This window comes from Klebsiella sp. CD33 (assembly GCF_051992865.1).
In the GTDB taxonomy this organism is placed as follows: Bacteria; Pseudomonadota; Gammaproteobacteria; order Enterobacterales; family Enterobacteriaceae; genus Klebsiella; species Klebsiella pneumoniae.
The window spans coordinates 2361358-2385206 of the sequence record NZ_CP197023.1 but is presented as its reverse complement, the minus strand read 5'-3'; the positions used below and the strand labels follow the sequence as shown (position 1 = coordinate 2385206).

Below are 23849 nucleotides of genomic sequence, written 5' to 3'. Positions count from 1 at the left end.
CCTGAAGCTGAGGGTCCTCCGGCGGCCAGCGCCGGAGAAACGGGATCAATTACTGCGCGTACAGCTGACTGAAGCGGGCGAGCACGGCGCCCCGCTCGCTGCTGCCCTCGCTGGTGGTGGGTAGCACCTTCAGCGCGTCCAGTAGCGGACGTTTAGCCGCCACGTCGCGGCGGGCGGGCATCAGCCAGGCGTCGGCGACCTTCGCCTGACCTTCCGGCGACAGCACGTAATCGATAAAGGCTTTGGCCTCGCCGGGATGCTGGCTGGTTTTGAGGATCATCATCGGGCGCGGGGCAATCACCGTTCCGCTGGCCGGGAAGATCACCTTCAGCGACTCGCCCTGCTGAATGTTGCCGTAGGAGACATAATCCACCGCGCCAAACACCGCCGCTTTCGCTCCCTGCATCACCGGCGTCACCGCCTGGGCGTTGGGTCCGCTGACTACCATGCCGTTCTTTTTCAGATCGTCAAACAGTTGCCAGGCCTGGTCGCCCATGCTGTTTTGCAGCCCGATCAGCAAATCCAGCGACGCGCCGGAGAGCGCCGGGTCGGGGGTTGTCACCTTGTCTTTAAACGCCGGCTGGGTGAGATCCCGCCACTCTTTCGGTTCCGGGGTGCCGCTTTTACTGTTCCAGACAATACCCAGGGCGGAGACGCCCTGGGCGATATAGTCCGCCGATTTCAGGTTCGCCGGTACCTGGTCGGCGTTGGCGCTCGCAAAAGGCAACAACCAGCCCCGCTGGTGCAGATCTTCGGCGGTATCCCACGAGGCGGAGATCAGCACATCCGCCTGCGGGTTGGCCTGCTCGGCCTCCAGTCGGGCCATCACTTTGCCGGTGGTGGCCTGAAAAACGGTCACCTTCACCCCGGTCTGTTGTTCAAAACCGCTGGCCAGGCTTTTCGCCAGCGAGCCGGGTCCGGCGGTGTAAACGGTCAGCGCATGGGCGCTGGAGAGCATCATGGCGGAGAGAGCCATCGCGAGTACCACTCCTTTCTTAACGGTCATAACGGTGTTCATGCAACTTCCCCTGAGGTTGGCGTAACGGCGCGGACAGCGGCCACGCGGCCCGCGGATAAATAGACAATCTGGTCGGCTAACAGCTCGGCTTCACGTCGGTCATGGGTGACATACAGGGCGGTGATGCCGAGCTGTCGCAGCAGGCGGCTCATTTCGCCACACAGCGATTCGCGCAGTTCGCTGTCCAGGTTGGAGAGCGGTTCATCAAACAGCAGCACCCGCGGCGCGGCGACGATCGCCCGCGCCAGCGCCACCCGTTGCTGCTGACCGCCGGAGAGGCCTGAAGGCTTACGTTCGGCAAAGCCGTTGAGGCCTACCCGCGCCAGCGCCTCGCTGACCCGGCGCTCGCGTTCGCTGCGGGAGACGCCGCGCATGCGCAGCGGAAAGGCGACGTTCTGCGCCACGCTCATATGCGGCCAGAGGGCATAATCCTGAAAAACCATGCCGATATCGCGCTGCTCCGGGGGCAATCCCCATCCTGCGCTGGCGACCAGCCTGTCGCCAAAGCGGATTTCGCCGCTGGCCGGCACGCTCAGCCCGGCCAGCAGACGCAGCAACGTGCTTTTGCCGCAGCCGGAAGGGCCCAGTAGCGCCACGATGCGGCCGGGTTCGATATGCAACGTGAAGCGGTCAAGAATAGGGGTCTCTGCGAAGGCGAAAGAGACCTCCTGCAGGGTGATAGAGGTCAGCGTGCGCATCATCGCCCTCCCTTTCGGGACAGCGAGACCAGCCCGGCGGTCGACATCCGACGGGGCACGCTCACCTGGGATAGCATCAGGGGAGCCAACATATTGTGATCCTCTTTGGGACTTAGTGCTGGCGACTATAGTCAGACGAGATGACGTATTGATTACATTTTCATTGCGGCTTAACGTGTTACCTGCCAACCGACCCATTATTCAAGGAACGCCTATGAGCCGCTTTCGCCACGTTGAACTGCAGTACGCCAGCCGCCTGCTCAACCACGGCCCAACCATTTTGATCACCAGCTACGATGCCCCGTCCGACCGGCGCAACGTTATGGCCGCCGCCTGGTCAATGCCGGTGGAATTCGCCCCGCCGCGGGTGGCTATCGTGGTGGATAAAAGCACCTGGACGCGGGAGATCATCGAGCGCAATGGCACCTTCGGCATTGTGGTTCCCGGCGTCGCAGCCGCCAGCTGGACCTACGCCGTCGGCAGCGTCAGCGGCCGCGATGAGGACAAATTCAATGCCTGGGGGATCCCGGTAGTAACCGGTCCGGAGCTGGGGCTGCCGCTGATCGAGGAGAAATGTCTGGCATGGATGGAGTGCCGGTTGCTGCCGGCGACGGCGGCCCAGACCCAGTACGATACCCTGTTCGGAGAGGTGGTCTCTGCCGCCGCCGATGAGCGCGCGTTCGTCACCGGACGCTGGCAATTCGACGACGATAAGCTCAATACCCTGCATCATCTGGGCACCGGCAATTTTGTCGCCAGCGGCCGTCATGTGCGGGCAAACTCCCTCGACGAATAAACCGTTCTCGACGATTTCGGCAGCAAAGGCTTTACCGCCGGTGGGACATGGAACTTCGGCGTGCAGACGGAGATTTGGTTCTGACCGAGTGTCACTGGCGGACATCATGCCCGCCAGTGGCAACTACATGCTATAACCCGGCTTCTTAATCAACTGTGCCATCTGCGGGGCGATCTCACTGTCCCACACCGCCTGCCACGCGTCCGGCTCAACCTGAGTGAGTGCGACGCTGACGGCGCTCTCTTTGCTGTTCAGATGGCGGATCAGCACCTCAGTGATGTCGGCGGCCAGCGCGGTTTTTTGTTCATCAGTCAGTTCACGGGGAAAGCATTTAATATCAACATGCGGCATAGCAAAGACTCCTTGTGATCAGAGCCATAACGCTACCACAGAATGGCCGTTATGGTTGGCATCGCGTGCGTTAAATCAGCTTGTTACGGCGTAGCGCCGCGGCCAGCTCCGGTCGCTGACAGACCGCCCGGGCGATGGCGGCGAATTTTGGCGCGTGGTCGTCAAACCACGCCTGGCGGGGTCCCCAGCGGTACATCGCCGCGATATAGCAATCCAGCAACGTTACCGACGCGCCCAGCGCCCACGGCCCGGCGGCCAGCTGCTGTTCGAACCAGAGATAGAGATTTTTCCGGTACTGGCGACAATTCTCCACCAGCTGCTCCGCGGCGGCGGGCGCCCAGCGTTCCGGGTAATCGGCATAGGTAAAGGTAGGATAGACATTGGCCACCAGCCAGACCAGCAGGCGCTGAAACTGCGGACGCTGTGGCGTCCCCGGCGCGGGGGCCAGATCGGGACGCTGGTCGAGGATCATCAGCGCGATGGCGGCGGTTTCGGTCATGATGCTCCCGTCGGCCAGCCGCAGGGTGGGCACCTGGCACAGCGGATTAATCTGCCGCAGACGCTCGCGCGCCGGACCGGGCTGGTCAAAGCCCTCCACGTCAACCACCTCGTAGGGAATATCGGCCAGGGAGAGCATCAGCTCGCTAATCGTCGAGCCCCATCCCGGCACGCCATAAACGGTTATCATGGTCTGCCTCCAGGGTAAAGCCTAAGTGTAGGCAGAAATTTGCCGCTCACCCACCCGGCACACCATGCCACTGGGGGTTAGTAGGTTATCCCCGGCGGGTTGACCACCGACTGCGCCACCGCTTCGCCCTGCTCCCCCCAACGCGCCAGCACCTGCTGATATTCACCGCGGGCAATCGCCCCGTCGAGGGCTGCCTGCAGGGCATAGACCAGGCCGTTGCCTTTTTTGGTGGTTGTCGCCACCCACGCTTTTTTCGGCCCCAGGCCCACCACCCGGGTCTGGCCGTTAAGCGCCGCTTTATAGGCTGCCACCGACTGCGGGCCGAAAAAGATATCCGCCCGCCCGGACTGGATATAGAGATTGCCGGAGGCATCATCGGTCAGGTAGACCGGCTGGGCCTGCGGCCGTCCGGCGGCGCGGTTGTCCTCGTTCCAGCCCAGCAGGATCCGCTCCTGATTGGTGCCGGACCCGACGATCACTTTGCGCCCCGCGAGATCGGCGGGTCCGTTTACCGCGGCGATGTCGCTGGTGGATTTCACCGAGAAGGCCAGGGAGTCCACCCGGTAAGTCGCAAAATCGAACTTCTCTTTGCGCTTCTCGGTTACCGCGATATTGATCAGCGCCACATCGTAGCGGCCGGAGGCGATGCCCAGCGGCCAGTCCTCCCACGCGGTGGGCACCAGCCTGAGCTTCAGGCCAAGGCTTCCGGCCAGCAGGCGGGCTATATCCGGGTCGCTACCGATCCGCGTGCGGTTGTCGCTGGCTAGCAGGGCCAGCGGCGGCGAATTGAGCGCCGAGATCGCCACCGTTAGCGTCCCCGGCTCGACGAAGCGATAGCCCGGCGGAATTTTCGCTATCGCCTGCGGGTCGCGGGTGACCGGCAATGGCTGCTCATTGGCGCGCAGATCCAGCGCCGCGTGAGCGCTCATGGCAAAAGCGCTGAGAACAAGGGTCATTAGCGCTCTGTTCATGACGGCAGCACCCTGGATAAAAACTGCCGGGTACGCGGATGCTGCGGATGGTTGAGCACCTCGTCGCTGCTGCCCTGCTCGACGATCCTGCCGTCGACCATAAACACCACCTGGTCGGCCACCTCGCGGGCAAAGCCAATCTCATGGGTGACCACCACCAGGGTGGTGCCCGATCGCGCCAGCTTCTTGATGACATCCAGCACCTCGCCCACCAGCTCGGGATCCAGCGCCGAGGTGGGTTCATCAAACAGGATCACCCGCGGGTTCAGCGCCAGCGCCCGGGCAATGGCGATACGCTGCTGCTGGCCGCCGGAGAGATGCCGCGACCAGGCGTCGGCTTTATTGCGCAGTCCGACGACGTCCAGTAGCTCATAGGCGCGGGCAATGGCCTCTTTGCGCGTGACCTGCTGGTGGGCGATCGGCGCCTCAATCAGGTTCTCCAGCACCGTCAGGTGCGGAAACAGGTTAAAGTTCTGGAACACGTAGCCGACGTTGATCCGCTGGCGAAGAATTTCCTTTTCTTTCATCTCATACAGCTTGTCGCCTTTGCGGCGATAGCCGATATAGTCGCCGTCAATCTGAATAAATCCCTCATCGACCCGTTCGAGGTGATTTATGGTGCGCAGCAGCGTGGACTTGCCCGAACCGGAAGGGCCGAGGATCACCGTCACCGTGCCCGGGGGGATCTCCAGCGACACATCGTCCAGCGCCTTGTGGCGGCCATAGTATTTGCTGACTCCGGTGATAGAGATATGGCCATTATGAGAGCTGGGCATGAACGGCCTCCTGCGGCTGCGCTTGACGTGCGGATTGAGTGGTTCGGCTGCTGCGGGCGCTGTTTACCGCCGAGCGGCGTTCGCTGCGCGCCAGGCCCCGTTCCACCAGATACTGAATGGCGGAGAGGACGCTGGTGATCGCCAGATACCAGGCGGCGCCGACCATCAACAGCGGGATCACCTCCTGGGTACGGTTGTAGATCATCTGGATGGTGTAGAACAGCTCCGGCATCGCCAGGACGTACACCATCGCCGTTCCCTTGGCCAGACTGATGATCTCGTTGAAGCCGGATGGCAGGATGGTGCGCAGCGCCTGCGGCAGAATAATGCGCAGCGTGCGCCGCCAGGCGGGTAGCCCCAGCGCGGCGGCGGCTTCATACTGCCCGTGGTCGACGCCGAGAAAGCCGCCGCGAATAATCTCCGCGGTATAGGCGCTCTGCACCAGGGTCAGGCCCACCACCGCCGTGGAGAATTGCCCCAGCACGTTAATGGTCTGATAGCTGGCCCAGGTCACGCCGGTAAACGGGATCCCCAGCGACAGGGTGTCGTAGAGATAGGAAAAGTTATAGAGAATGATCAGCACCACAATCAGCGGCAGCGAGCGAAACAGCCAGATATAGCCCCAGGCGAGACTGCTGAGCAGCCACGATGAGGACAAACGGGCCAGCGCCAGCAGGCCGCCGAAGATCACGCTTAGCACCGTGCCGAGCAGGGTCAGGAGCAGGGTTTGCCCCAGCCCCTCGAGGATCACCGGGTCGAAGAACCAGCGGGCGAAGACGCCCCACTCCCAGCGCGGGTTAAAGGCCACCGACTGGATCACCACCGCCAGCACCAGCAGGGCGACCAGAGCCCCGACCACCCGCAGCGGATAGCGCGCCGGCACCACTTTGATCGTTTCAGATGAATGCATAATGCCTCCTCAGGCGCTGTGGCTGTAGGCGCTCACCGCCAGCGCTTTAGTGAACCGCAGCCGGCCATCGTACGGCGGCTGACTGTACTCTTCCGGGTCTCGCGTGAGGTCAAACTGCGCCTCATACCCCTGGCTGAGATAGAGCTTTACCGCCTCCGGCTGACGGAAACCGGTGGTCAGGTAGATATGGCTGTACCCGGCCAGCACCGCCCGTCGTTCCAGCTCCTGGACCATCTTCGCCGCCAGCCCCTGCTGGCGCAGACGGCGGTGCGTCCAGATACGTTTGATCTCCGCGGTGTGGCGATCCTTCGGCTTATACGCGCCGGTGGCGATAATTTCGCCCTCACGCTCAAGGACAATAAACAGCCCCTGCGGCGGCACATACCACTCACTTAACTCCACTTCCGCATCGCGGGAAAAATAGTCGCCGTAGCGGGCGGCATATTCGGCAAACAGCCCGCTAATAATCGGCTGCAGCTCCGGAGCCTCCGGAGAAATATCGCGGAATGCTTCGCTCATCGCGCCTCCTGTCAGTCGCCCAGTCCGGGCGGATTGATTTCCGATTGCGGAATGCTTTCCACCCCTTCGCCCCAGCGGTTAAGCACTTTGGCGTAGTCCCCGCTGGCGATAGCCCCGTTCAGCGCCGCCTGGACGGCGTTCACCAGCCCGCTGTCTTTTTTCAGCGTTACCGCGATGTGCGCCGCTTTCGGCCAGCCGCCATCGACGCTGCCCACCAGTTTGGTTTTGCCGGTCAGCGCCGCCTTCCACGCGCCAATCACGTTGGGGCCGAAGAAGGCGTCGGCTCGTCCGGTCTGCAGGGCCAGCGTCTGGGCGGCATCATCCTTGGTGTAGACCGGGATAAACGGCTTCAGCCCCTTCTTGACGTTCTCCGCGTTCCACGCCAGCAGGATCGCCTCCTGGTTGGTGCCGGAGCCGACAATAATCTTTAGCCCGGCGATATCTTCCGCTTTGTCTATCTTGCTCAGCGGACTGGTGCTTTTGACGTAGAAGCCCAGCGAGTCTTTGCGGTAGGTGGCGAAATCGAACTTCTCTTTCCGCTCTTTGGTGACGGTAATATTGCTGATCGCGGCATCATATTTGCCGGAGGTGACCCCCAGCGGCCAGTCTTCCCATGAAGTGGGAACCACGTTTACTTCCAGCCCGAGGCTCTCCGCCACCAGCCGGGCGATATCCGCCTCGCTGCCGAGCAGGGTTTTGTTGTCATCGGCAAAGACCGTCAGCGGCGGAGAGTTCAGGGCCGCCACCGCGACGGTGAATTTCCCCGGCACCGCCAGATGCAGATCTTGCGGCAACAGGGCAATGGCCTGCGGATTTTTCGCTGTGTGAATCGGCGTTTTGTTGGCCTCCAGGCTCACTCCGGTGCCATTGATCTTGACGTCCTGACCCCACGATGAGGCGCTAAATGCCAACGCGACGGCCAGCAAGAGTGTTGTTTTCTGCATAGCGTGATTCTCTTTTATTATTTTTGGAATTGATTAGCGGGTAGCGCCAGACCCAGACTTTCCCGCAGGGTGGTGCCCGGATAGTCGCGACGGAACAGTCCGCGCGCCTGTAACAGCGGAACCACCTCATCCACAAAGCGCGGGAAGGTTTCCGGCGTGCCGCCCTGAATAATGAAGCCGTCCGCCGCGTGCTGCTCGAACCACAGTTGCAGGCCATCAGCGACATCGCTGGCGGTGCCGGTAAAGCGCGGACGCGGGCTGGCTGCCTCCAGAGCCACCTGGCGCAGGGTTAAGCCCCGCTCGCGGGCGTGACGTTTAATCTCGTCGGTGGTGCTGCGGAAGCTGTTTTGTCCGAGGTCGCCAATATCCGGGAAAGGTTCGTCGAGCGGGTACTGCGAGAAATCGTGGTGTTCGAAATAGCGCCCGAGATAATTCAGCGCATCCTCGATGGAGACCAACGCCGCGGTGGTCTGGTACTGCCGCTCCGCATCCTCGGCGTCATCCCCGACGATGACGCTGACGCCCTGGAAAATATGCAGTTGGTCCGGACTGCGATGATATGCGGCGAGTTGGCTTTTGACATCCCGATAAAATGCCTGCGCCTCGGCCAGCGAGTCCTGATGAGTAAAAATGGCATCGGCGTGGCGCGCGGCTAATTTCTTGCCGTCGTCCGACGCGCCGGCCTGGAAAATAATCGGTCGGCCCTGCGGCGTGCGGGCAATATTCAGCGGCCCGGCGACTTTAAAGAAATCGCCGTGGTGATCGAGCGTATGCAGTTTATTTTTATCAAAGAACTGGCCAGTCTCCTTATTGCGCACAAAGGCATCTTCTTCCCATGAATCCCATAAGCCTTTCACCACCTGCAGGTATTCATCGGCAATGCGATAGCGCAGCGCATGATCCGGATGTTGGGCCCGGGAGAAGTTTTTCGCCGACCCCTCCAGCGGGGAAGTGACCACGTTCCACCCCGCCCGTCCCTGGCTTAAATGGTCAAGGCTGGCGAACTGGCGGGCGGTGGTAAACGGCTCGCTGTACGAAGTCGATAAGGTCCCCACCAGCCCCAGTCGCCGGGTGATCGCGGCCAGCGCGGAAAGTACCGTTAAGGGTTCGAAGCGATTTAAAAAATGGGGAATCGATTTTTCGTTAATATATAAACCGTCGGCGACAAAAATAAAATCCAGCTTCCCCGCTTCTGCTTTTAGCGCCGTCTGGGTGACGAAAGCAAAATTAATACTGGCGTCCGCCTGGGCCGCCGGATGACGCCAGGCGGACATATTTCCCGATGCGCCATGCAATATGGTTCCCAGACGCAATTGTCGATTTTCAGACATAGCTACCCCTTCCCCTGTCATTCGTTAAATGTGTTGTAACGCTTCTTCCGCGAGACGGGCGAAATAGTGCGCCGCGGGCGCAATCAACCGTTCATCCGGATTAAATGCCGGATGGTGCAAACCATATTCGCTGGCGCTGCCGATGCTGACGAACGCCCCGGGAATATGCTGAAGATAGACCGCAAAATCTTCGCCGCCGAGATGCAGATCGGCATGGTGGGTGCGATACCCGGCCTGGGCTGCCACCTCGCTGGCGAAATCGGCCCAGCGGGCGTCGTTGACCAGCGCCGTCGGGCCGGCGTACCAGAAGACGTCAATCTGCGCGCCAAAGGCGCTGGCGAAACCGGCGGCAATCTCGCTGACCCGGGCCTTGACCCGCTGCTGCACTTCACTGCTGTGGGTGCGCAGCGTCCCCTCCAGCTCGACGCTCTCCGGCAGCACGTTCCAGGTATTGCCTCCCTGGATCCGCGTCACGCTGAGCACCACCGAGTCGAGGGTGTTCACCTCCCGGCTGGCCACGCTCTGCAGCACCGTCACCAGCTGGCTGGCCAGCAGGATCGCATCCCTTCCTTCATGTGGGCGGGCGGCATGCGCCCCCTTCCCGGTCACTTTGAAGACGAAGCGGTCGACGTTGGCGTAGAACGCGCCGCCGCGGGTGGCAAATTCGCCCACCGGCAGGCCGGGCTCATTGTGCATACCAAAGATCGCCGACACCTCCTCCAGCGCCCCGGCGCGGATCAGGGTTTTCGCCCCGCCAAAATTTTCCTCCGCCGGCTGAAACAGGATCCGCACCCGCCCCGGGAGTTCCGCTTCCCGCTCCTTCAGCAGCAGCGCCGCCCCCAGCATCACGCTGGTGTGAATATCGTGGCCGCAGGCATGCATTACCCCTTGATTCTGCGAGCGGTAAGGCAGACCGGTCGCCTCCTCGATGGGCAACGCGTCGATGTCCGCCCGCAGGGCAATCACCTTGTCGCCGCTGCCGACTTCGGCGACCAGCCCGGTTTTCAGATCGTAGGGCAGCAGGGTCAGCCCGCCGCTCTGCAGCCAGTCGCGGATCCGCGCGGTGGTGGCCACCTCCTGCAGGGAGAGCTCCGGGTTCTGGTGCAGCTCGCGCCGCCAGCTAATCAGTTGTTGTTCAAAGGACATTCAGCACCTCCTTGCCGTAGTGAGCCTGCGCCAGCAGGCGCAGGGAGTGCAGGCGCGCTGGCCCGTCGCTAATGGGGGTATCAATGATGAGTTCATCCAACTGTTCTTCCGCCTGCAGCGCGTCAAGCCGGGCTTTAACCTGTTCGGGAGTACCGGAGATCAGCGAAGATTCACGGCGGGCAATGCGCGTCGGTCGGCTGCCGGCCTGGCGGGCAAAAGCGACGGCCTGCGCCTCACTGCCGACGGTCACCCGCTGGCCGTTCTCCAGCTCGACGCCCCACACCTCGACCTGCTGCGCCAGCGCGGCGGCGGTGGCCGGATCGTCAGCGACCACCACCTGGACGGCGACCACCGCCTCACGCGGGCTGAGCTCGCGCCAGCGGTTGAACACGGCACGGCGCAGCGCGCTGTCGCCATTGAGATGGGCGGCAAAGACAAAGTTCCAGTCAAGGCGGGCGGCCAGTTCAGCACTCTCCAGGCTGGCGCCGAGCAGAAAACCGTCTGCCCGGCGCGGCGGGATCGGCGTGGCGCGTAGGCTCTCCTCTCCCCCGGGCTCAGTCAGCGACAGCCAGTTATCCAGCTGCGCCAGCTGATCGGCAAAGGTCCCTTTCTCCTCTTGATGCAGGCCCTGCTGCAGGGCGCGCGTGGAGAGCGGCAGGCCGCCAGGCGCCTTGCCGACCCCGAGATCGATGCGGCCCGGCGCGAGGGCGGCCAGCAGGTTAAAGTTTTCCGCGACCTTATAGGGGCTATAGTGCTGGAGCATGACGCCGCCGGACCCAAGACGGATCCGCCGGGTGTGGCCCAGCAGCCAGGCGATAACCAGCTCCGGCGAGGGGCTCGCCAGCTGATCGGTATTGTGGTGTTCGGCGACCCAGAAGCGGTGGTAGCCCCAGGCTTCGGCGTGTTGCGCCAGCGTTAATGTACGCGCCAGCGCCTGCGCGGCGGTTTCCCCGGCGGCAAGCGGACTTTTATCCAGGATACTGATTCGATAAGACATTTCGCAGGCTCATATGAAAGTACGTGCCTGCATTATTAAAATCTCTGCTAACTATTGAGAAACAATTAATTCACATGTGTACTGCTGAAAATTAGATATGCCCGGCTGAACGCTGCGCTTCCAGCTCGCGGAGCAGCGCCTCGGCCTGCCGCGGATTGCGCACCCGGACGAAGCGAATATGACGATATTGCGGATCCTGCATATCGGCCAGATAGCGTCGGCGATGCTGCCGCCAGGTTTTCAGCGTCCAGAGGATGATGGATTCCCGGCTGCAGAACGAACGGCGAAAGCTCTCGCAGTTGCCCGTGCCCGGCCACAGCTCCTGATGTCGCCACGCCCGGCTCGCCGCCCGCCATACCGCCTGGCGCAGCGTGCGCCAGAAACCATAATCTACCCAGATCACCAAATCCACCGCACGCCATTTAACGCTGCGGCTGCGATTGTAATTGCCATCCAGCACCCAGCCCGGCGTGGCCGTCGCGGCGGCAATGGCGGCGAAAAATGCCTCATCCGGCGCGCCCTGCCAGTTCGGCCGCCAGTACAGGCGATCGAGCTCGATCCAGGGTAGTCCCAGCCTGTGCGCCAGGCGCCGGGCCAAAGTGGATTTGCCTGAGCCGCTGGTGCCGACCACGTTGATATTCATCTCTGTTTCTCCCCGGTTACCAGACTCTGCCTGGCGATACTCTTGGATCATCTTTCGGGCTGCCGTCCCCCCGGTCATGCCGCGCCAGCGAATGTCGGTTCACCTGGCGCTGGCGTTTTTTGGGCCGACTACAATACCTGCCCTGCACAGAGGAATAAATCATCCGCCATAACCATTCTGCTCCACTGCGTCCGGCCATCAGGCTGGCACAATCCTCAGGCCGGGCATACACTCTGCGTACCTGTGAGCAGTATTCATCAATCCGGAAAGATTATGCTAAAAGAGAACGTAAACGATCTGCTCTCCTTTATGGTGGTGGCGCGTGAACGCAGCTTTACCCGCGCGGCGGCCCAGCTTGGCGTGTCGCAGTCGGCGCTCAGCCATGCCATGCGCCATCTCGAAACGCGGCTCGATGTCCGGCTGTTAACCCGCACCACCCGCAGCGTGGTGCCGACCGAAGCGGGCGAGCGACTGATTCAGCGCCTCGGTCCGCATCTGGAAGAGATCGAGCAGGCCCTGGCTGCATTGCGCGACACCCGAGAACGCCCGGCGGGCAACCTGCGCATTACCGCCGGGGAGCATGCCGCCAGCGCAGTACTCTGGCCGGCGCTAAAGCCATTTATGCTGCAATATCCTGATATTAACATCGAAATCACTGTTGATAATGGGCTCACGGATATCGTGGGTGACCGCTTCGACGCCGGGGTGCGTCTCGGCGAACAGGTGGCAAAAGACATGATTGCCGTGCGCATCGCCCCGGATATGCGGATGGCGGTGGTGGGTTCGCCGGCCTATCTGCAGCGGGCCGGTACGCCGCAAACGCCCTGGGATCTTGCCCAACATCGCTGCATCAATCTGCGCCTGCCGACACGAGGGGGACTTTACGCCTGGGAATTTGCCCGCGATGGCCGGGAGATTCAGGTGCGGGTGGAGGGACAGCTGATCCTCAACAGCCTGCCGCAGCGCATCGACGCGGCGGAGGCGGGCCTCGGGCTGGCCTACGTTCCGGATGACTGCGTGGCGGAGGCCTTAGCCAGCGGCCGGCTGGTGCGGGTGCTGGCGGAGTGGACCCCCGCCTTCCCCGGCTACCATCTCTATTACCCCAGCCGGCGCCAGCATACCAGCGCTTTCACGCTGTTACTGGAAACTCTGCGACGCTGATCTCATTGATAAATCTGTCAAATGCTCTCGGTAAATGTTTTAGGTGCGTAACTATTAGGTTACGTGTAGGATTCAGCGCCATGTCTGAGCTTATCTCCTACGTCAGAATGATGAGAAAGCCAGCATAATGTGCCAGCCGTCCTCCATTCCGGCTGCAAACATGGGCATTGACAGGAAACTGATACATCAATGAATACGAAACACGAAAGTGCAGCGGAGCATCATGCTGCAAAACGCCACTGGCTTAACTCACATGAAGCGGGTTATCACAAAGCGATGGGCAACCGTCAGGTACAGATGATCGCCATCGGCGGCGCCATCGGTACCGGTTTGTTCCTCGGCGCCGGGGCACGTTTACAAATGGCAGGGCCAGCGCTCGCCCTGGTCTATCTGGTCTGCGGCATCTTCTCCTTCTTTATTCTTCGCGCCCTCGGCGAACTGGTCCTCCACCGCCCCTCGAGCGGCAGCTTCGTCTCTTATGCCAGGGAGTTCCTCGGTGAAAAAGCCGCTTACGTGGCCGGCTGGATGTACTTCGTTAACTGGGCGATGACCGGGATTGTCGATATCACCGCCGTGGCGCTGTATATGCACTACTGGGGCGCGTTTGGCGATGTGCCGCAGTGGGTCTTCGCCCTCGGCGCGCTGGCTATCGTCGGCACCATGAATATGATCGGCGTGAAGTGGTTCGCCGAAATGGAGTTCTGGTTCGCGCTGGTTAAGGTGCTGGCGATCGTCGCCTTTCTCGTGGTCGGCACCATTTTCCTCGGCTCCGGTAAGCCGCTGGACGGCAATGCCACCGGCTTCCATCTGATCACCGATAACGGCGGCTTCTTCCCGCACGGCCTCCTGCCGGCGCTGGTGCTGGTGCAGGGGGTGGTCTTCGCCTTCGCCTCCATCGAGCTGGTGGGGACCGCGGCCGGAGAGTGTAAGGATCCGGAGACAATGGTGCCGAAGGCCATCAACAGCGTGATCTGGCGTATCGGTCTGTTCTATGTCGGTTCGGTGGTGTTGCTGGTGCTGCTTCTGCCGTGGAACGCCTACCAGGCCGGACAGAGCCCGTTCGTTACCTTCTTCTCAAAGCTGGGCGTGCCATATATCGGCAGCGTGATGAACATCGTGGTGTTAACCGCGGCCCTTTCCAGCCTTAACTCGGGTCTCTACAGTACCGGGCGTATTCTGCGCTCGATGTCGATGGGAGGCTCCGCGCCGAAGTTTATGTCGAAGATGAGCCGTCATCACGTCCCTTACGCCGGGATCCTGGCGACGCTGGGGGTATATGTAGTCGGGGTTTTCCTCAACTATCTGGTGCCATCTCAGGTATTTGAGATCGTACTCAACGTCGCCTCGCTGGGGATCATTGCCTCCTGGGGCTTTATCGTGGTGTGTCAGATGCGTCTGCGCAAAGCGATCAAGGAAGGGAAAGCGGCAAAGGTCAGCTTCAGAATGCCGGGGGCGCCGTTCACCTCCTGGCTGACGCTGCTGTTCCTGTTCAGCGTGCTGGTGCTGATGGCCTTCGATTATCCGAACGGTACCTACACCATAGGATCAATTCCGCTGCTGGCGGTATTGCTGGTGGCTGGCTGGTTTGGTGTGCGTAAACGCGTGCATGAGATTCACAGCACGGCGCCGACGCTGAGGAAGTAACTGGCAGGACTCCCGGTTTGTCCATCGCGGGCAAACCGGGAGGTCAGACTTAATTATCTTCAACCAGCTGCGACACATCGCTGCTGTTAATTTCCCGCTTATTACCTGACTCATCGATATAGCTGGTCATCCCCGTTTCTTTATCCAGCTGCGGCTTGCCGTGGGTAACGATAGTTTGACCGCTCTTCGTGGTCATAACGTAGTTTGACGAACAACCTGCCAGCAGCGCCAGCATCGCGCCGGCGCAAATCACCATGAATGGCTTTTTCATTTTATCTCCACTGATTACCACTGCCCGCACGTGGCGGGAAAGGGTTAAGTGTATAACCATCTGGTTTGTCAGGCCAATAGGCGTTTGTAACAGAGGGTGAGTCGCCGGGCCTGGCCCGGCGGCATGCGGAGCGCGACCACCGTTTTCCGGTTTCGTCGCGCTGAGGTCTTACAGGGCGATGCGGATCACATCGTCCGGCGCGGTGGCTTCTTTCTCACGGCTGGAAGCCTGTTTCACGCTAACGTACAGCGTTTTGCCGTCCTCGGAGAGCGCCAGGCTGTTGGGGTGAGTCGGCGTTTTAAAGGTCTTCACTACCTTGTAGCTCTTGCCGTCGATAACGCTGACTTCCCCGGCCTTACGATGCGTCACATAGGCTTCGTTGCGCGCCGGGTTAAACAGCACCGCCAGCGACTCCGGCGCGGCGATTTTCTCCAGCACCTTGCCGTCGCGGGTATCGACCACCAGCACTTCCGGCTGCTTGCTGTCGGTAATAAAGGCACGATGGCCGGCGGTATCGAGACTCAGGTTAAGATAGAAATGCGCTTTGCCGTCATCCTGCAATTTTTTGCGCGACGCAATCGTGTTGCTCTCGCTGTCGATGGTCAGCAGTTCGCCGTCGGCGTTGGTGGTATACAGACGCTTAGCCTGCGGATCGATCGCCAGACCCGTCGCCATTGCCCCGGTGCCGGTAATGGTCGTTTTCAGCTTCAGGGTCGCGCCATCTACCACCCAAATCACGCTCTCTTTGCCCAGACCGGTAATGTAGACCGTGTTGGTCTGCTCATTGACCGCCAGCTCGCGCGGCTGCAGCGGGCGCACGGTTTCGCTGCGCTGACGCTCGTCCAGCACCAGGCGCCCCTTCACGGCGCCGGTTTTGGCGTCAATAGCGGTGACAGTGCTGTCGACGGTATTGCCAAACCACAGCGTGCCGGTGGCATGGTTGATAGTGGCGCCGAACGGCTTCAGATCGTTGTGAATAATCTGCGTCACGTCGAGGGTGGTGGGGTCAAGACGGTAAACCACCCCGCCTTTGTCCAGCGAACGACTCTGTGATGTGGCGACCCACAGCGCATTCTCCTGCTGGCTGTAGGCCATTTCGTAGGCCCCTTTTCCGACGGCCTTGCGCAGCATCTCTTCCGCGGCGTGGGCGCTAAAGCTGCCTGCCAGCAGCAGAGAAGTGACGAGCAGTGAATGGCGCAGACGCGGCGCGGCAAAATGACGTAATGACATGACGACTCCCTTTGATAAACCAGTATGTGCTGACCCGACATCGCTTCCGGCGGTAAAGTCCTGGCTTTACCCTTATTATTGAATGCGAATAGTAATCATTATTTATATCAAAGTGGAGCGTTAATTGTTGTTGTGCGGTAAATTCATGCCTGGCGAGCACTATCCGTTAACCAGTAGCAGTTAATAATTTTCAAATATTTTACAAACGAGGTAACATATATACATATGTTCCATTTGGTTCGTCTTTGAGTATTATCGATGAAAATCCTGTCCGTGCGTCACGCCGCCCTCCCGGCCCTGCTCTTGCCGCTCATTGCGGCAGCCCAGGCCGCTGATGAACAAACCATGGTGGTGACCGCCGCGCCAACCACGGTTTCTGAACTGGATACCCCCGCCGCCGTCAGCGTGGTGAATGGGGATGAGATGCGCCAGGCCGCGCCGCGCGTCAATCTCTCTGAATCGCTGGGCGCCGTGCCGGGCCTGCAGGTGCAGAACCGGCAAAACTATGCCCAGGATCTGCAGCTGTCGATTCGCGGCTTTGGCTCGCGCTCAACCTATGGCGTGCGCGGACTGCGCATCTATGTGGATGGCATTCCGGCCACCATGCCCGACGGCCAGGGGCAGACCTCAAATATTGATATCGGCAGCGTTGACACCATTGAGGTGCTGCGCGGCCCCTTCTCTGCCCTGTACGGTAACTCGTCCGGCGGGGTGATCAACGTCACCAGCCAGACCGGCACCCAGCCGCCCACCGTGGAAGCCAGCAGCTACTATGGCAGCTTCGGCACCTGGCACTACGGGATGAAAGCCACTGGCGCCGTTGGCGACGGCAGCCACGCAGGCGATGTGGATTACACGGTCTCAACCAATCGCTTCACCACCCATGGCTATCGCGATCACAGCGGCGCGCGCAAAAATCTGGCGAACGCCCGGCTGGGGGTGCGCATCAACGACGTCAGTAAGCTGACTCTGCTGCTGAATAGCGTGGATATCAAAGCCAATGACGCCGGTGGCCTGACCGCCGATGAATGGCGCGATAACCCGCGCCAGTCGCCGCGCGGCGACCAGTATAATACCCGCAAGAATACCCGACAGACCCAGGCCGGCCTGCGCTATGAGCGCCAGCTCAGTGCCCAGGACGATCTCAGCGTTATGATGTACGCTGGAGAACGTGAAACCACTCAGTTCCAGTCGATCCCGCGGGCGCCGCAGCTGAAGCCGAGCCATGCCGGCGGGGTGATCGACCTTACCCGTCACTACCAGGGGATCGATACCCGGCTGACCCATCGCGGAGAGCTGCTGGTGCCCGTCACGCTCACCGCCGGTCTCGACTACGAAAACATGAGCGAGCGGCGCAAAGGGTATGAAAACTTTGTGATGGTCAACGGCGCGCCGCAGTATGGCGAACAGGGCGCGCTGCGCCGTAACGAACGCAACCTGATGTGGAACGTCGACCCCTACCTGCAGACCCAGTGGCAGCTCACTGACAAACTCTCGCTCGATGCCGGGGTTCGCTACAGCTCGGTATGGTTCGACTCGAACGACTACTACATCACCCCAGGCAATGGCGATGACAGCGGTGATGCCAGCTATCACAAATGGCTGCCCGCGGGCTCGCTGAAATATGCCCTGACCGACGCGTGGAACGTCTATCTTTCCGCCGGCCGCGGCTTCGAGACGCCAACCATTAACGAACTCTCCTACCGCTCCGATAACCAGAGCGGCCTCAACTTCGGCCTGAAACCCTCCACCAACGACACGGTGGAGATCGGCAGCAAGACGCGGATCGGCAATGGGCTGTTCACCGCCGCCCTGTTCCAGACCAATACCGATAATGAGATTGTGGTCGACAGCAGCAGCGGCGGGCGCACCAGTTATAAAAACGCCGGCAAGACCCGCCGTCAGGGGATGGAGCTGGGGCTGGATCAGCAGTTTGGCGAGAGCTGGCGTCTGAAGGCGGCCTGGACCTGGCTGGACGCGACCTATCGCACTAACGTCTGCGACGACGCCAGCTGCAATGGCAATCGCATTCCGGGGATCGCGCGCAATATGGGCTACGCCTCCTTTGGCTATCAGCCGGAGCAAGGTTGGTACGCCGGGAGCGATATTCGCTATATGAGCGATATCATGGCCAATGACGAAAACACCGCCAAAGCGCCCTCCTGGACGGTGGTTGGCCTGACGACTGGCTATAAATGGAGCTACGGCAGGATGGATATGGATCTGTTCGGTCGCATCGACAACCTGTTCGACCGGGAGTACGTCGGGTCTGTCATCGTTAACGAGTCTAACGGACGTTACTACGAGCCTGCCCCGGGACGTAACTACGGCATCGGCCTGAACCTCGCCTGGCGCTTCGAATAACACGCCCCTTCCCCGCCGATGCCTCTCGCGATCGGCGGGCGAAGCGCTTTTCCTTACCGTCTATTCCACCGCCAGGCGGACACCCGCCAACGACCCGCGCTTGACACTCCACCCCCTTCGTAGTCATATAGTCACCACATAATCACCATGGTTACTATTTATATTGATCGGCACTTTTATCAGCCAGGGAGGGATAAATGGATAATGTCGTTTATGCGGACTGCGTATTGATTAACGGCAAGGTCGCCACGGTGGACGCACATTTTAGTTTTAAGCGCGCCATCGCCGTGAAGCAGGGATGGATTATTAACGTTGGTGAAGACCAGGATATTCAGCAGCATATTGGTCCCCAGACGCAGGTCATTGACCTTGGCGGCAAACTCATTTTACCCGCCGCGCATGACTCACATATCCATATCGGCTGGCTCGCTGACAGCTGGCATTGCCTGAACTGCCAGGACGTGCGTTCCCTGGCAGTACTGCGGGAAAGACTGCGCGACCAGGCAGCCCGCACTCCCGCCGGGGCATGGATTCGTGTCTGCGGTCTGGATCCAAACGCAATCAAGGAGTGCGCGGCCGAGCAGCGCTCTCTGACGCGCTGGGATATTGACGACGTCACGGCCGATCATCCCACCCTGCTCGCCCTGTGGGACGGTCACTCCTGCATCGTCAACAGCCGGGCGCTGGCCCTCTCCGGTCTTGACGCCAGCACCCCTGATCCCCTCGGCGGACATCTGGGGCGAACGGCCAGTGGCGAACTGGACGGCAATTTCATCGACCTGCCCGCCCTGCATCTCGCATCCGGCATGATGCCCCGTCTGACCGTAGCGGCCCTCAAAGAGAACCTTCTGGCAGCCCAGCGCCTGATGAACAGCGAAGGGTATGCCAGCTACACGGAAGGCGCCATGGGTCCGGGGGAAAACACGCGCGAGGTGGGCGCTGCGGGGGATCGCGCCATCGCCGCCTACCGTGAACTGCAGGATGAAGGAAAACTCACCGCCCGGGTATCCATCGCCTTTTACTCCGCCGAGCGGGGCGTTCAGTCCTGCGCCACCCTGAAGCGCGATCTGGATAGCTTTGATTTCTCCCAGTTCACCGACCGGGACTGGCTGGACTGTCGGACCATAAAACTGTTCTGCGATGGCGTTCCCACATCGCACACAGCGTGGATGAATCAGGATTACGCCGACCGGCCGGGATATCGCGGACGCTCGGTGTTTGGTGGCCCCGAGGCGACCGAGGAAGCACAAGTTGAGGCGCTACAGCAGATGATTCTGCTGGCTCACCAGCGCGGTTTTCAGGTGGCAGTCCATGCGGTCGGCGATAAGGCGGTAAAAGTCACGATTAACAGCTTCGTGCAGGCGATTCAGCGCTATCCGGGGGAGAGCCGACGGCATTATGTGCTGCACGGCTCCATGGGCGATCGGCAAGATTTCGTGACGGCGGCAAAATACGGCATTCTGCTTTCCGAACAACCCTCACCCGGCGGCCCGGCATATGACTACGAACAGCGCGCCCGGTACTGTGGCATCAAGGGGGAAATCTGCAAAGGGCTACGGGATATCATCGACCTTGGGGTCATCGTCGCCGGCGGGTCAGATGGCATTATGGCGCTGGTGAACTGGCGCAAAATGGTTCAGGCCGCGGTCACCCGCAAATCATCTTCCAGCGGCAACGTTATTCGCCCGGAGCTGGCAATTAGCGTGGCGGACGGCGTGCGGATGTACACCATCAATGCGGCCTATCAGGAAGGGAAAGAAGCGGTACGCGGATCGATAGAGGTCGGCAAAGTCGCTGATTTTCAGGTGCTGGACCGCGATATCTTCGCCGTAGCCCATGAAGAGATTGGCGCCAGCCGCGTGGTGATGACCATGGTTGGCGGAAACATCGTCTTTCAAGACTAACCGCGCTCACCCGGCTCAGGTCGCCGGGCGGGCAGCGTGCTGCATCAGCGGAAGGCGCCTGCCCGCCAGAGCATCACGCTTCCGCTACAGGCGCGAATTAAAGCAGATTTCGCAAGGATAACTCGAAAATGATCTTTTCCGCCTGGCAGGAGAAGGCGATGGAGAGGTCGAGTTTCACCGCGTCGCCAGCGGCGACGATGGTGTAATCGACCTGCGGCGGTTCACTGGCCGGCGCTGCGGCGGCGGCACGTTCGCGCACGGCGGCTACGGTGGATTCCGCTTCTTCGCGGCTTGGGAACACCTTCTCGGCCCGGTAGACGCAGTCCTCGTTATCAATGATCGTCCCGACATCAATGGCGCAGCCTTTGGTGCTGCATTTATCTACTACATCTTTCATCGTAATAACCTCTTGAGTTTTCTTAAGGATAAGAACCCGCCCGCCGAAAAGCAAACCATTAATATCCGTAAGGATTAGCAATTTTTCTATTATATCGCGCCGCGCCGGGCGCCATCTTGCGCCACCGCAAAACGAGGCGCCATGTTTACGGACGGTCGCGTAACGATACGCGTTGCCCTCGCAGCAATCGTGGTCTCCATCACACTATTCTGCACACCATCTCGTCTGCCTCGCCTCAAAGCGTTAGTCTGGTCACAGAACATCGCCAACAAGGAGCTGCTATGGCACTGCCGATTATGATTGATTGCGATCCGGGACATGATGACGCGATCGCCCTGGTCCTCGCCCTCGCCTCGCCGGAGCTGGAGGTGAAAGCCGTCACCGCTTCTGCAGGCAACCAGACCCCGGAGAAGACCCTGCGCAACGTGCTGCGTATGTTGACGCTGCTGAACCGGCCGGACATTCCGGTTGCCGGCGGCGCGTGGAAGCCGTTGATGCGCGATCTGATCATCGCCGATAACGTGCACGGCGAGAGCGGACTGGATGGCCCGAGCCTGCCTGAGCCGGCCTTTGCGCCGCAGAACTGCACCGCCGTCGAGCTGATGGCCAGCGTGCTGCGGGAAAGCCAGGAGCCGGTGACCCTGGTGGCCACCGGGCCGCAGACTAACGTGGCGTTGCTGCTCGCCAGCCATCCGGAGCTGCACGCGAAGATCGCCCGCATCGTGATCATGGGGGGCGCCATGGGGCTGGGCAACTGGCAGCCGGCGGCGGAGTTTAATATTTACGTTGATCCGCAGGCCGCGGAAATGGTCTTTCAGTCCGGGATCCCGGTGGTGATGGCGGGCCTTGACGTCACCCATAAGGCGCAAATCCTTCCCGCCGATATCGAGCGATTCCGCCAGATTGGCAACCCGGTGTCGACCATCGTCGCCGAACTGCTCGACTTCTTTATGGCCTACCACAAAGATGAAAAGTGGGGCTTCGACGGCGCGCCGCTGCACGATCCCTGCACCATCGCCTGGCTCCTCAAGCCGGAGATCTTTACCACGATCGAACGCTGGGTTGGCGTAGAAACGGAAGGCAAATATACCCAGGGGATGACGGTGGTCGATTACTACCATCTGACCGGCAATCGGCCCAATACCACCCTGATGCTGGATGTGGACCGCGAAGCCTTTGTCGATCTGCTCGCCCAGCGGTTAGCCTTCTACGCCTGACCTCTATGCCAGGCCCCTTTCCCCTGGCGGGAAAGGGGCCTGTTAAGTCGAAGCCCGCCAGGCTAGTCGTCCGCCGCGACGCGGATCACCACCTTACCGAAGTTCTCACCTTTTAACAGGCCGATCAGCGCCTGCGGCGCCTGGTCCAGACCGTCGATAAGCTGTTCGCGATATTTAATTTTCCCCTCCTGCACCCAGCGCCCCATATGCTGCTGGAATTCGGCGATCCGATGCCCGTAATCCTGGCCGATAATAAAGCCCTGCATCCGGATGCGCTTTTTGAGGATGGTCGCCATCAGCAGCGGCAGACGATCTGGCCCGTCCGGCAGCCCGGTGGCGTTATAGCCGCTCACCAGCCCGCAGACGGGTACCCGCGCTGCGGTATTCAACAGCGGCAGCACCGCGTCAAAAACCTTGCCGCCGACGTTTTCATAATAAACGTCAATACCCTGCGGGCAGGCCTGGGCCAGCTGTTCGGCAAAATCATCCGCACGATGGTCAAGGCAGAGATCAAAGCCTAACGTCTCAACCGCATAGCGGCATTTTTCCGCGCCGCCAGCGATGCCGACGGTGCGGCAGCCCTTAATTTTGCCGATCTGTCCAACCGTGGCGCCAACCGGCCCGGTCGCCGCGGCGACCACCAGCGTTTCGCCCGCCTTTGGCTGGCCGATGTCCAGCAAACCCATGTAGGCGGTGAAGCCGGGCATCCCCAGAACTCCCAGCGACCAGGACGGGTGTTGCGGATTGTCACCCAGCTTCACCAGTCCGCTGCCGTCGGAGAGTTCATAATCCTGCCAGCCGCTGTAGCCCAGCACCCAGTCGCCGGGTTGATAATCGGCATGATTTGAGCTGACCACACGACTCACGGTCCCTCCCACCATCACCGCGCCAATGGCCACCGGCGGCGAATAGGACGGCGCGTCGCTCATGCGCCCGCGCATATACGGATCGAGCGATAAATAAACGGTACGCAGCAGCACTTGACCCGGGCCTGGCGTCGGCACTTCGCTCTCTTCCAGGCGGAAATTCTCTGCCGTCGGTTCACCATGGGGGCGGGAAGCCAGTACCCAGCGGCGATGGCGTTGCGGTTGATCTGTCATAGCAAACTCCTCTTGTTAGCAGACTGTACTGAGGCTAGCTGCTTTATGCGCAACGTGCTTTACCATTAAGAGCCGGATGGCGATTGATTAAGGCGAACCACCAGATAGACGCAGGTCTCTGCGGATTCATTAATAAAGCGACAATCGTTGGGCGGGCCAAGCTCCAGACAATCCCCCGCCTGCATCTCATGGCGGGTATTGCCTTCGACAAACACCAGCTCGCCCTGTTGCAGCCAGATTAGCTGGCGGGCAAGCGCATAGGACGCGGCGGGCATCGGCACATCGCTACCGGGCGGCAGCTCAATCTGCACCAGATCGATCGGCAAATCGCTGCGCGGCGAAACGTGGCGGCGGAGATAGTGGCTTTGCGGGTCGCGCCATACCGGCTGGCTGGCAAAGCGCAGCAGCTTGCCCTCCTGCATTTCCGCGCGGGCGATCAGGGTCGACATACTGATGCCGAAGGCGCCGGAAAGGCGGCCCAGCATGGAGGCGGTCGGGCTGCTTTCGCCACGCTCGATTTTATGGATCATCGCCCGCGAGGCGCCGGCCCGTTCGGCGAGGTCGTTCAGCGACCAGCCGCGGGACTCGCGCTCGATGCGGATGCGCGCGCTGATGCGCTGATTGAGGTTGTCTTCTATAGTATTCATAACGTAACACTATAGTGTGCGCCCCCCCATTACACAACCATCCACCGAGACGCGTTATTCCCGGGTTAGCCGTTAAAATTATGCTGAAAACGGATGACAGCGTGGCGTTCATTATTGTAATAATAT

Annotated in this window: 23 protein-coding genes and 2 pseudogenes; 7 read left to right on the top strand and 18 right to left on the bottom strand. The window is 60.8% G+C overall.

What is annotated here, in order from left to right; translation table 11 throughout:
* Positions 1-49: 49 nt before the first annotated feature.
* Complete coding sequence (locus tag ACR809_RS11890; protein WP_004189830.1) at positions 50-1018, bottom strand: ABC transporter substrate-binding protein; 969 nt, start codon at positions 1016-1018, stop codon at positions 50-52.
* On the bottom strand, positions 1015-1719 hold the full coding sequence (locus ACR809_RS11885) for an ABC transporter ATP-binding protein (RefSeq protein ID WP_162992536.1): 705 nt from the start codon (positions 1717-1719) through the stop codon (positions 1015-1017). The genes ACR809_RS11890 and ACR809_RS11885 overlap by 4 nt, the downstream gene beginning before the upstream one ends.
* Before the next feature lie 211 nt (positions 1720-1930).
* Between ACR809_RS11885 and ACR809_RS11880 the strand changes: the two genes are divergently transcribed.
* Entirely contained in the window at positions 1931-2512 is a 582-nt protein-coding gene (locus tag ACR809_RS11880; RefSeq protein ID WP_004151228.1) for a flavin reductase family protein, read from the top strand.
* Positions 2513-2521: 9 nt separating this feature from the next.
* Positions 2522-2596, top strand: a pseudogene (locus tag ACR809_RS11875) (hypothetical protein); the annotation flags it as partial.
* Between the two features lie 39 nt (positions 2597-2635).
* Here ACR809_RS11875 and pptA read toward each other — a convergent pair.
* The 10 genes and pseudogenes from pptA to ACR809_RS11825 all read right to left on the bottom strand — a co-directional run bounded on the left by pptA (position 2636) and on the right by ACR809_RS11825 (position 11788).
* Positions 2636-2863, bottom strand: coding sequence for a tautomerase PptA (pptA, locus tag ACR809_RS11870; protein WP_002906690.1), 228 nt, complete (start codon positions 2861-2863; stop codon positions 2636-2638).
* A gap of 70 nt (positions 2864-2933) precedes the next feature.
* Entirely contained in the window at positions 2934-3551 is a 618-nt protein-coding gene (locus tag ACR809_RS11865) for a glutathione S-transferase family protein (RefSeq protein ID WP_004175955.1), read from the bottom strand.
* A gap of 77 nt (positions 3552-3628) precedes the next feature.
* Complete coding sequence (locus ACR809_RS11860; protein ID WP_072093194.1) at positions 3629-4480, bottom strand: transporter substrate-binding domain-containing protein; 852 nt, start codon at positions 4478-4480, stop codon at positions 3629-3631.
* 38 nt (positions 4481-4518) lie between these two features.
* Positions 4519-5298 (bottom strand): amino acid ABC transporter ATP-binding protein, encoded by a 780-nt coding sequence (locus tag ACR809_RS11855; RefSeq protein ID WP_002906697.1) that lies wholly within the window; start codon positions 5296-5298, stop codon positions 4519-4521.
* Complete coding sequence (locus ACR809_RS11850; protein WP_004184216.1) at positions 5282-6208, bottom strand: amino acid ABC transporter permease; 927 nt, start codon at positions 6206-6208, stop codon at positions 5282-5284. Before ACR809_RS11850 ends, ACR809_RS11855 begins: the two co-directional genes overlap by 17 nt.
* Before the next feature lie 9 nt (positions 6209-6217).
* Positions 6218-6727, bottom strand: coding sequence for a GNAT family N-acetyltransferase (locus tag ACR809_RS11845; protein WP_023283782.1), 510 nt, complete (start codon positions 6725-6727; stop codon positions 6218-6220).
* 11 nt (positions 6728-6738) lie between these two features.
* Positions 6739-9002, bottom strand: a pseudogene (locus ACR809_RS11840) (NtaA/DmoA family FMN-dependent monooxygenase).
* Positions 9003-9026: 24 nt separating this feature from the next.
* Positions 9027-10148, bottom strand: coding sequence for a M20 peptidase aminoacylase family protein (locus ACR809_RS11835; RefSeq protein WP_004180131.1), 1122 nt, complete (start codon positions 10146-10148; stop codon positions 9027-9029).
* A complete protein-coding gene (locus tag ACR809_RS11830; RefSeq protein ID WP_080884080.1) occupies positions 10138-11145 on the bottom strand; it encodes an MsnO8 family LLM class oxidoreductase in 1008 nt (335 codons plus the stop codon). The genes ACR809_RS11835 and ACR809_RS11830 overlap by 11 nt, the downstream gene beginning before the upstream one ends.
* 91 nt (positions 11146-11236) lie before the next feature.
* Positions 11237-11788, bottom strand: a complete 552-nt coding sequence (locus ACR809_RS11825) for a shikimate kinase (protein ID WP_004151218.1) — start codon at positions 11786-11788, stop codon at positions 11237-11239.
* A gap of 273 nt (positions 11789-12061) precedes the next feature.
* Between ACR809_RS11825 and ACR809_RS11820 the strand changes: the two genes are divergently transcribed.
* On the top strand, positions 12062-12949 hold the full coding sequence (locus ACR809_RS11820) for a LysR family transcriptional regulator (protein WP_002906776.1): 888 nt from the start codon (positions 12062-12064) through the stop codon (positions 12947-12949).
* A gap of 189 nt (positions 12950-13138) precedes the next feature.
* Positions 13139-14593, top strand: a complete 1455-nt coding sequence (gene ansP, locus ACR809_RS11815; RefSeq protein WP_014907513.1) for an L-asparagine permease — start codon at positions 13139-13141, stop codon at positions 14591-14593.
* 49 nt (positions 14594-14642) lie between these two features.
* On the opposite strand, the gene ACR809_RS11810 is transcribed toward ansP, so the two are convergent.
* Positions 14643-14864 carry a YgdI/YgdR family lipoprotein gene (locus ACR809_RS11810; protein WP_002906779.1) on the bottom strand — a complete coding sequence of 74 codons (222 nt, stop codon included), beginning with the start codon at positions 14862-14864 and terminating at the stop codon, positions 14643-14645.
* A gap of 168 nt (positions 14865-15032) precedes the next feature.
* Positions 15033-16094, bottom strand: coding sequence for a 7-bladed beta-propeller protein YncE (gene yncE / locus ACR809_RS11805; RefSeq protein WP_002906780.1), 1062 nt, complete (start codon positions 16092-16094; stop codon positions 15033-15035).
* Positions 16095-16352: 258 nt separating this feature from the next.
* On the opposite strand from yncE, the gene pqqU reads away from it, so the two are divergent.
* Positions 16353-18458, top strand: a complete 2106-nt coding sequence (gene pqqU / locus ACR809_RS11800; protein WP_002906783.1) for a TonB-dependent receptor PqqU — start codon at positions 16353-16355, stop codon at positions 18456-18458.
* A 197-nt stretch (positions 18459-18655) separates the two neighbouring features.
* Entirely contained in the window at positions 18656-20362 is a 1707-nt protein-coding gene (locus tag ACR809_RS11795; protein ID WP_122051270.1) for an amidohydrolase, read from the top strand.
* 97 nt (positions 20363-20459) lie between these two features.
* Here the strand turns inward: ACR809_RS11795 and ACR809_RS11790 are convergent, their stop codons facing one another.
* Positions 20460-20759 carry a DUF406 domain-containing protein gene (locus tag ACR809_RS11790; RefSeq protein ID WP_002906788.1) on the bottom strand — a complete coding sequence of 100 codons (300 nt, stop codon included), beginning with the start codon at positions 20757-20759 and terminating at the stop codon, positions 20460-20462.
* 89 nt (positions 20760-20848) lie between these two features.
* Positions 20849-21079, bottom strand: a complete 231-nt coding sequence (locus tag ACR809_RS11785) for a hypothetical protein (protein ID WP_122051651.1) — start codon at positions 21077-21079, stop codon at positions 20849-20851.
* Here ACR809_RS11785 and rihA point away from each other — a divergent pair.
* Positions 21041-21976 carry a pyrimidine-specific ribonucleoside hydrolase RihA gene (gene rihA, locus ACR809_RS11780; RefSeq protein ID WP_002906791.1) on the top strand — a complete coding sequence of 312 codons (936 nt, stop codon included), beginning with the start codon at positions 21041-21043 and terminating at the stop codon, positions 21974-21976. The two genes, ACR809_RS11785 and rihA, sit on opposite strands and share 39 nt — an antisense overlap.
* A 62-nt stretch (positions 21977-22038) precedes the next feature.
* Here rihA and ACR809_RS11775 read toward each other — a convergent pair whose 3' ends face one another.
* Together ACR809_RS11775 and ACR809_RS11770 are read right to left on the bottom strand one after the other, a co-directional pair.
* Positions 22039-23076 (bottom strand): NADP-dependent oxidoreductase, encoded by a 1038-nt coding sequence (locus ACR809_RS11775; protein ID WP_017879923.1) that lies wholly within the window; start codon positions 23074-23076, stop codon positions 22039-22041.
* Between the two features lie 65 nt (positions 23077-23141).
* On the bottom strand, positions 23142-23723 hold the full coding sequence (locus ACR809_RS11770) for a helix-turn-helix domain-containing protein (protein ID WP_002906794.1): 582 nt from the start codon (positions 23721-23723) through the stop codon (positions 23142-23144).
* Positions 23724-23849 lie beyond the last annotated feature (126 nt).

Coding starts and splice junctions, on each gene's coding strand:
- ACR809_RS11820 (WP_002906776.1), top strand. CDS start 12,062: ATGCTAAAAGAGAACGTAAACGATCTGCTCTCCTTTATGGTGGTGGCG.
- ansP (WP_014907513.1), top strand. CDS start 13,139: ATGAATACGAAACACGAAAGTGCAGCGGAGCATCATGCTGCAAAACGC.
- ACR809_RS11795 (WP_122051270.1), top strand. CDS start 18,656: ATGGATAATGTCGTTTATGCGGACTGCGTATTGATTAACGGCAAGGTC.
- ACR809_RS11810 (WP_002906779.1), bottom strand. CDS start 14,864: ATGAAAAAGCCATTCATGGTGATTTGCGCCGGCGCGATGCTGGCGCTG.
- ACR809_RS11860 (WP_072093194.1), bottom strand. CDS start 4,480: ATGAGCGCTCACGCGGCGCTGGATCTGCGCGCCAATGAGCAGCCATTG.
- yncE (WP_002906780.1), bottom strand. CDS start 16,094: ATGTCATTACGTCATTTTGCCGCGCCGCGTCTGCGCCATTCACTGCTC.
- ACR809_RS11785 (WP_122051651.1), bottom strand. CDS start 21,079: ATGTCCCGGATCGCAATCAATCATAATCGGCAGTGCCATAGCAGCTCC.
- ACR809_RS11790 (WP_002906788.1), bottom strand. CDS start 20,759: ATGAAAGATGTAGTAGATAAATGCAGCACCAAAGGCTGCGCCATTGAT.
- ACR809_RS11885 (WP_162992536.1), bottom strand. CDS start 1,719: ATGATGCGCACGCTGACCTCTATCACCCTGCAGGAGGTCTCTTTCGCC.
- ACR809_RS11855 (WP_002906697.1), bottom strand. CDS start 5,298: ATGCCCAGCTCTCATAATGGCCATATCTCTATCACCGGAGTCAGCAAA.
- ACR809_RS11850 (WP_004184216.1), bottom strand. CDS start 6,208: ATGCATTCATCTGAAACGATCAAAGTGGTGCCGGCGCGCTATCCGCTG.
- ACR809_RS11845 (WP_023283782.1), bottom strand. CDS start 6,727: ATGAGCGAAGCATTCCGCGATATTTCTCCGGAGGCTCCGGAGCTGCAG.
- ACR809_RS11830 (WP_080884080.1), bottom strand. CDS start 11,145: ATGTCTTATCGAATCAGTATCCTGGATAAAAGTCCGCTTGCCGCCGGG.
- ACR809_RS11775 (WP_017879923.1), bottom strand. CDS start 23,076: ATGACAGATCAACCGCAACGCCATCGCCGCTGGGTACTGGCTTCCCGC.
- ACR809_RS11880 (WP_004151228.1), top strand. CDS start 1,931: ATGAGCCGCTTTCGCCACGTTGAACTGCAGTACGCCAGCCGCCTGCTC.
- pqqU (WP_002906783.1), top strand. CDS start 16,353: ATGAAAATCCTGTCCGTGCGTCACGCCGCCCTCCCGGCCCTGCTCTTG.
- pptA (WP_002906690.1), bottom strand. CDS start 2,863: ATGCCGCATGTTGATATTAAATGCTTTCCCCGTGAACTGACTGATGAA.
- rihA (WP_002906791.1), top strand. CDS start 21,041: ATGGCACTGCCGATTATGATTGATTGCGATCCGGGACATGATGACGCG.
- ACR809_RS11890 (WP_004189830.1), bottom strand. CDS start 1,018: ATGAACACCGTTATGACCGTTAAGAAAGGAGTGGTACTCGCGATGGCT.
- ACR809_RS11825 (WP_004151218.1), bottom strand. CDS start 11,788: ATGAATATCAACGTGGTCGGCACCAGCGGCTCAGGCAAATCCACTTTG.
- ACR809_RS11835 (WP_004180131.1), bottom strand. CDS start 10,148: ATGTCCTTTGAACAACAACTGATTAGCTGGCGGCGCGAGCTGCACCAG.
- ACR809_RS11865 (WP_004175955.1), bottom strand. CDS start 3,551: ATGATAACCGTTTATGGCGTGCCGGGATGGGGCTCGACGATTAGCGAG.
- ACR809_RS11770 (WP_002906794.1), bottom strand. CDS start 23,723: ATGAATACTATAGAAGACAACCTCAATCAGCGCATCAGCGCGCGCATC.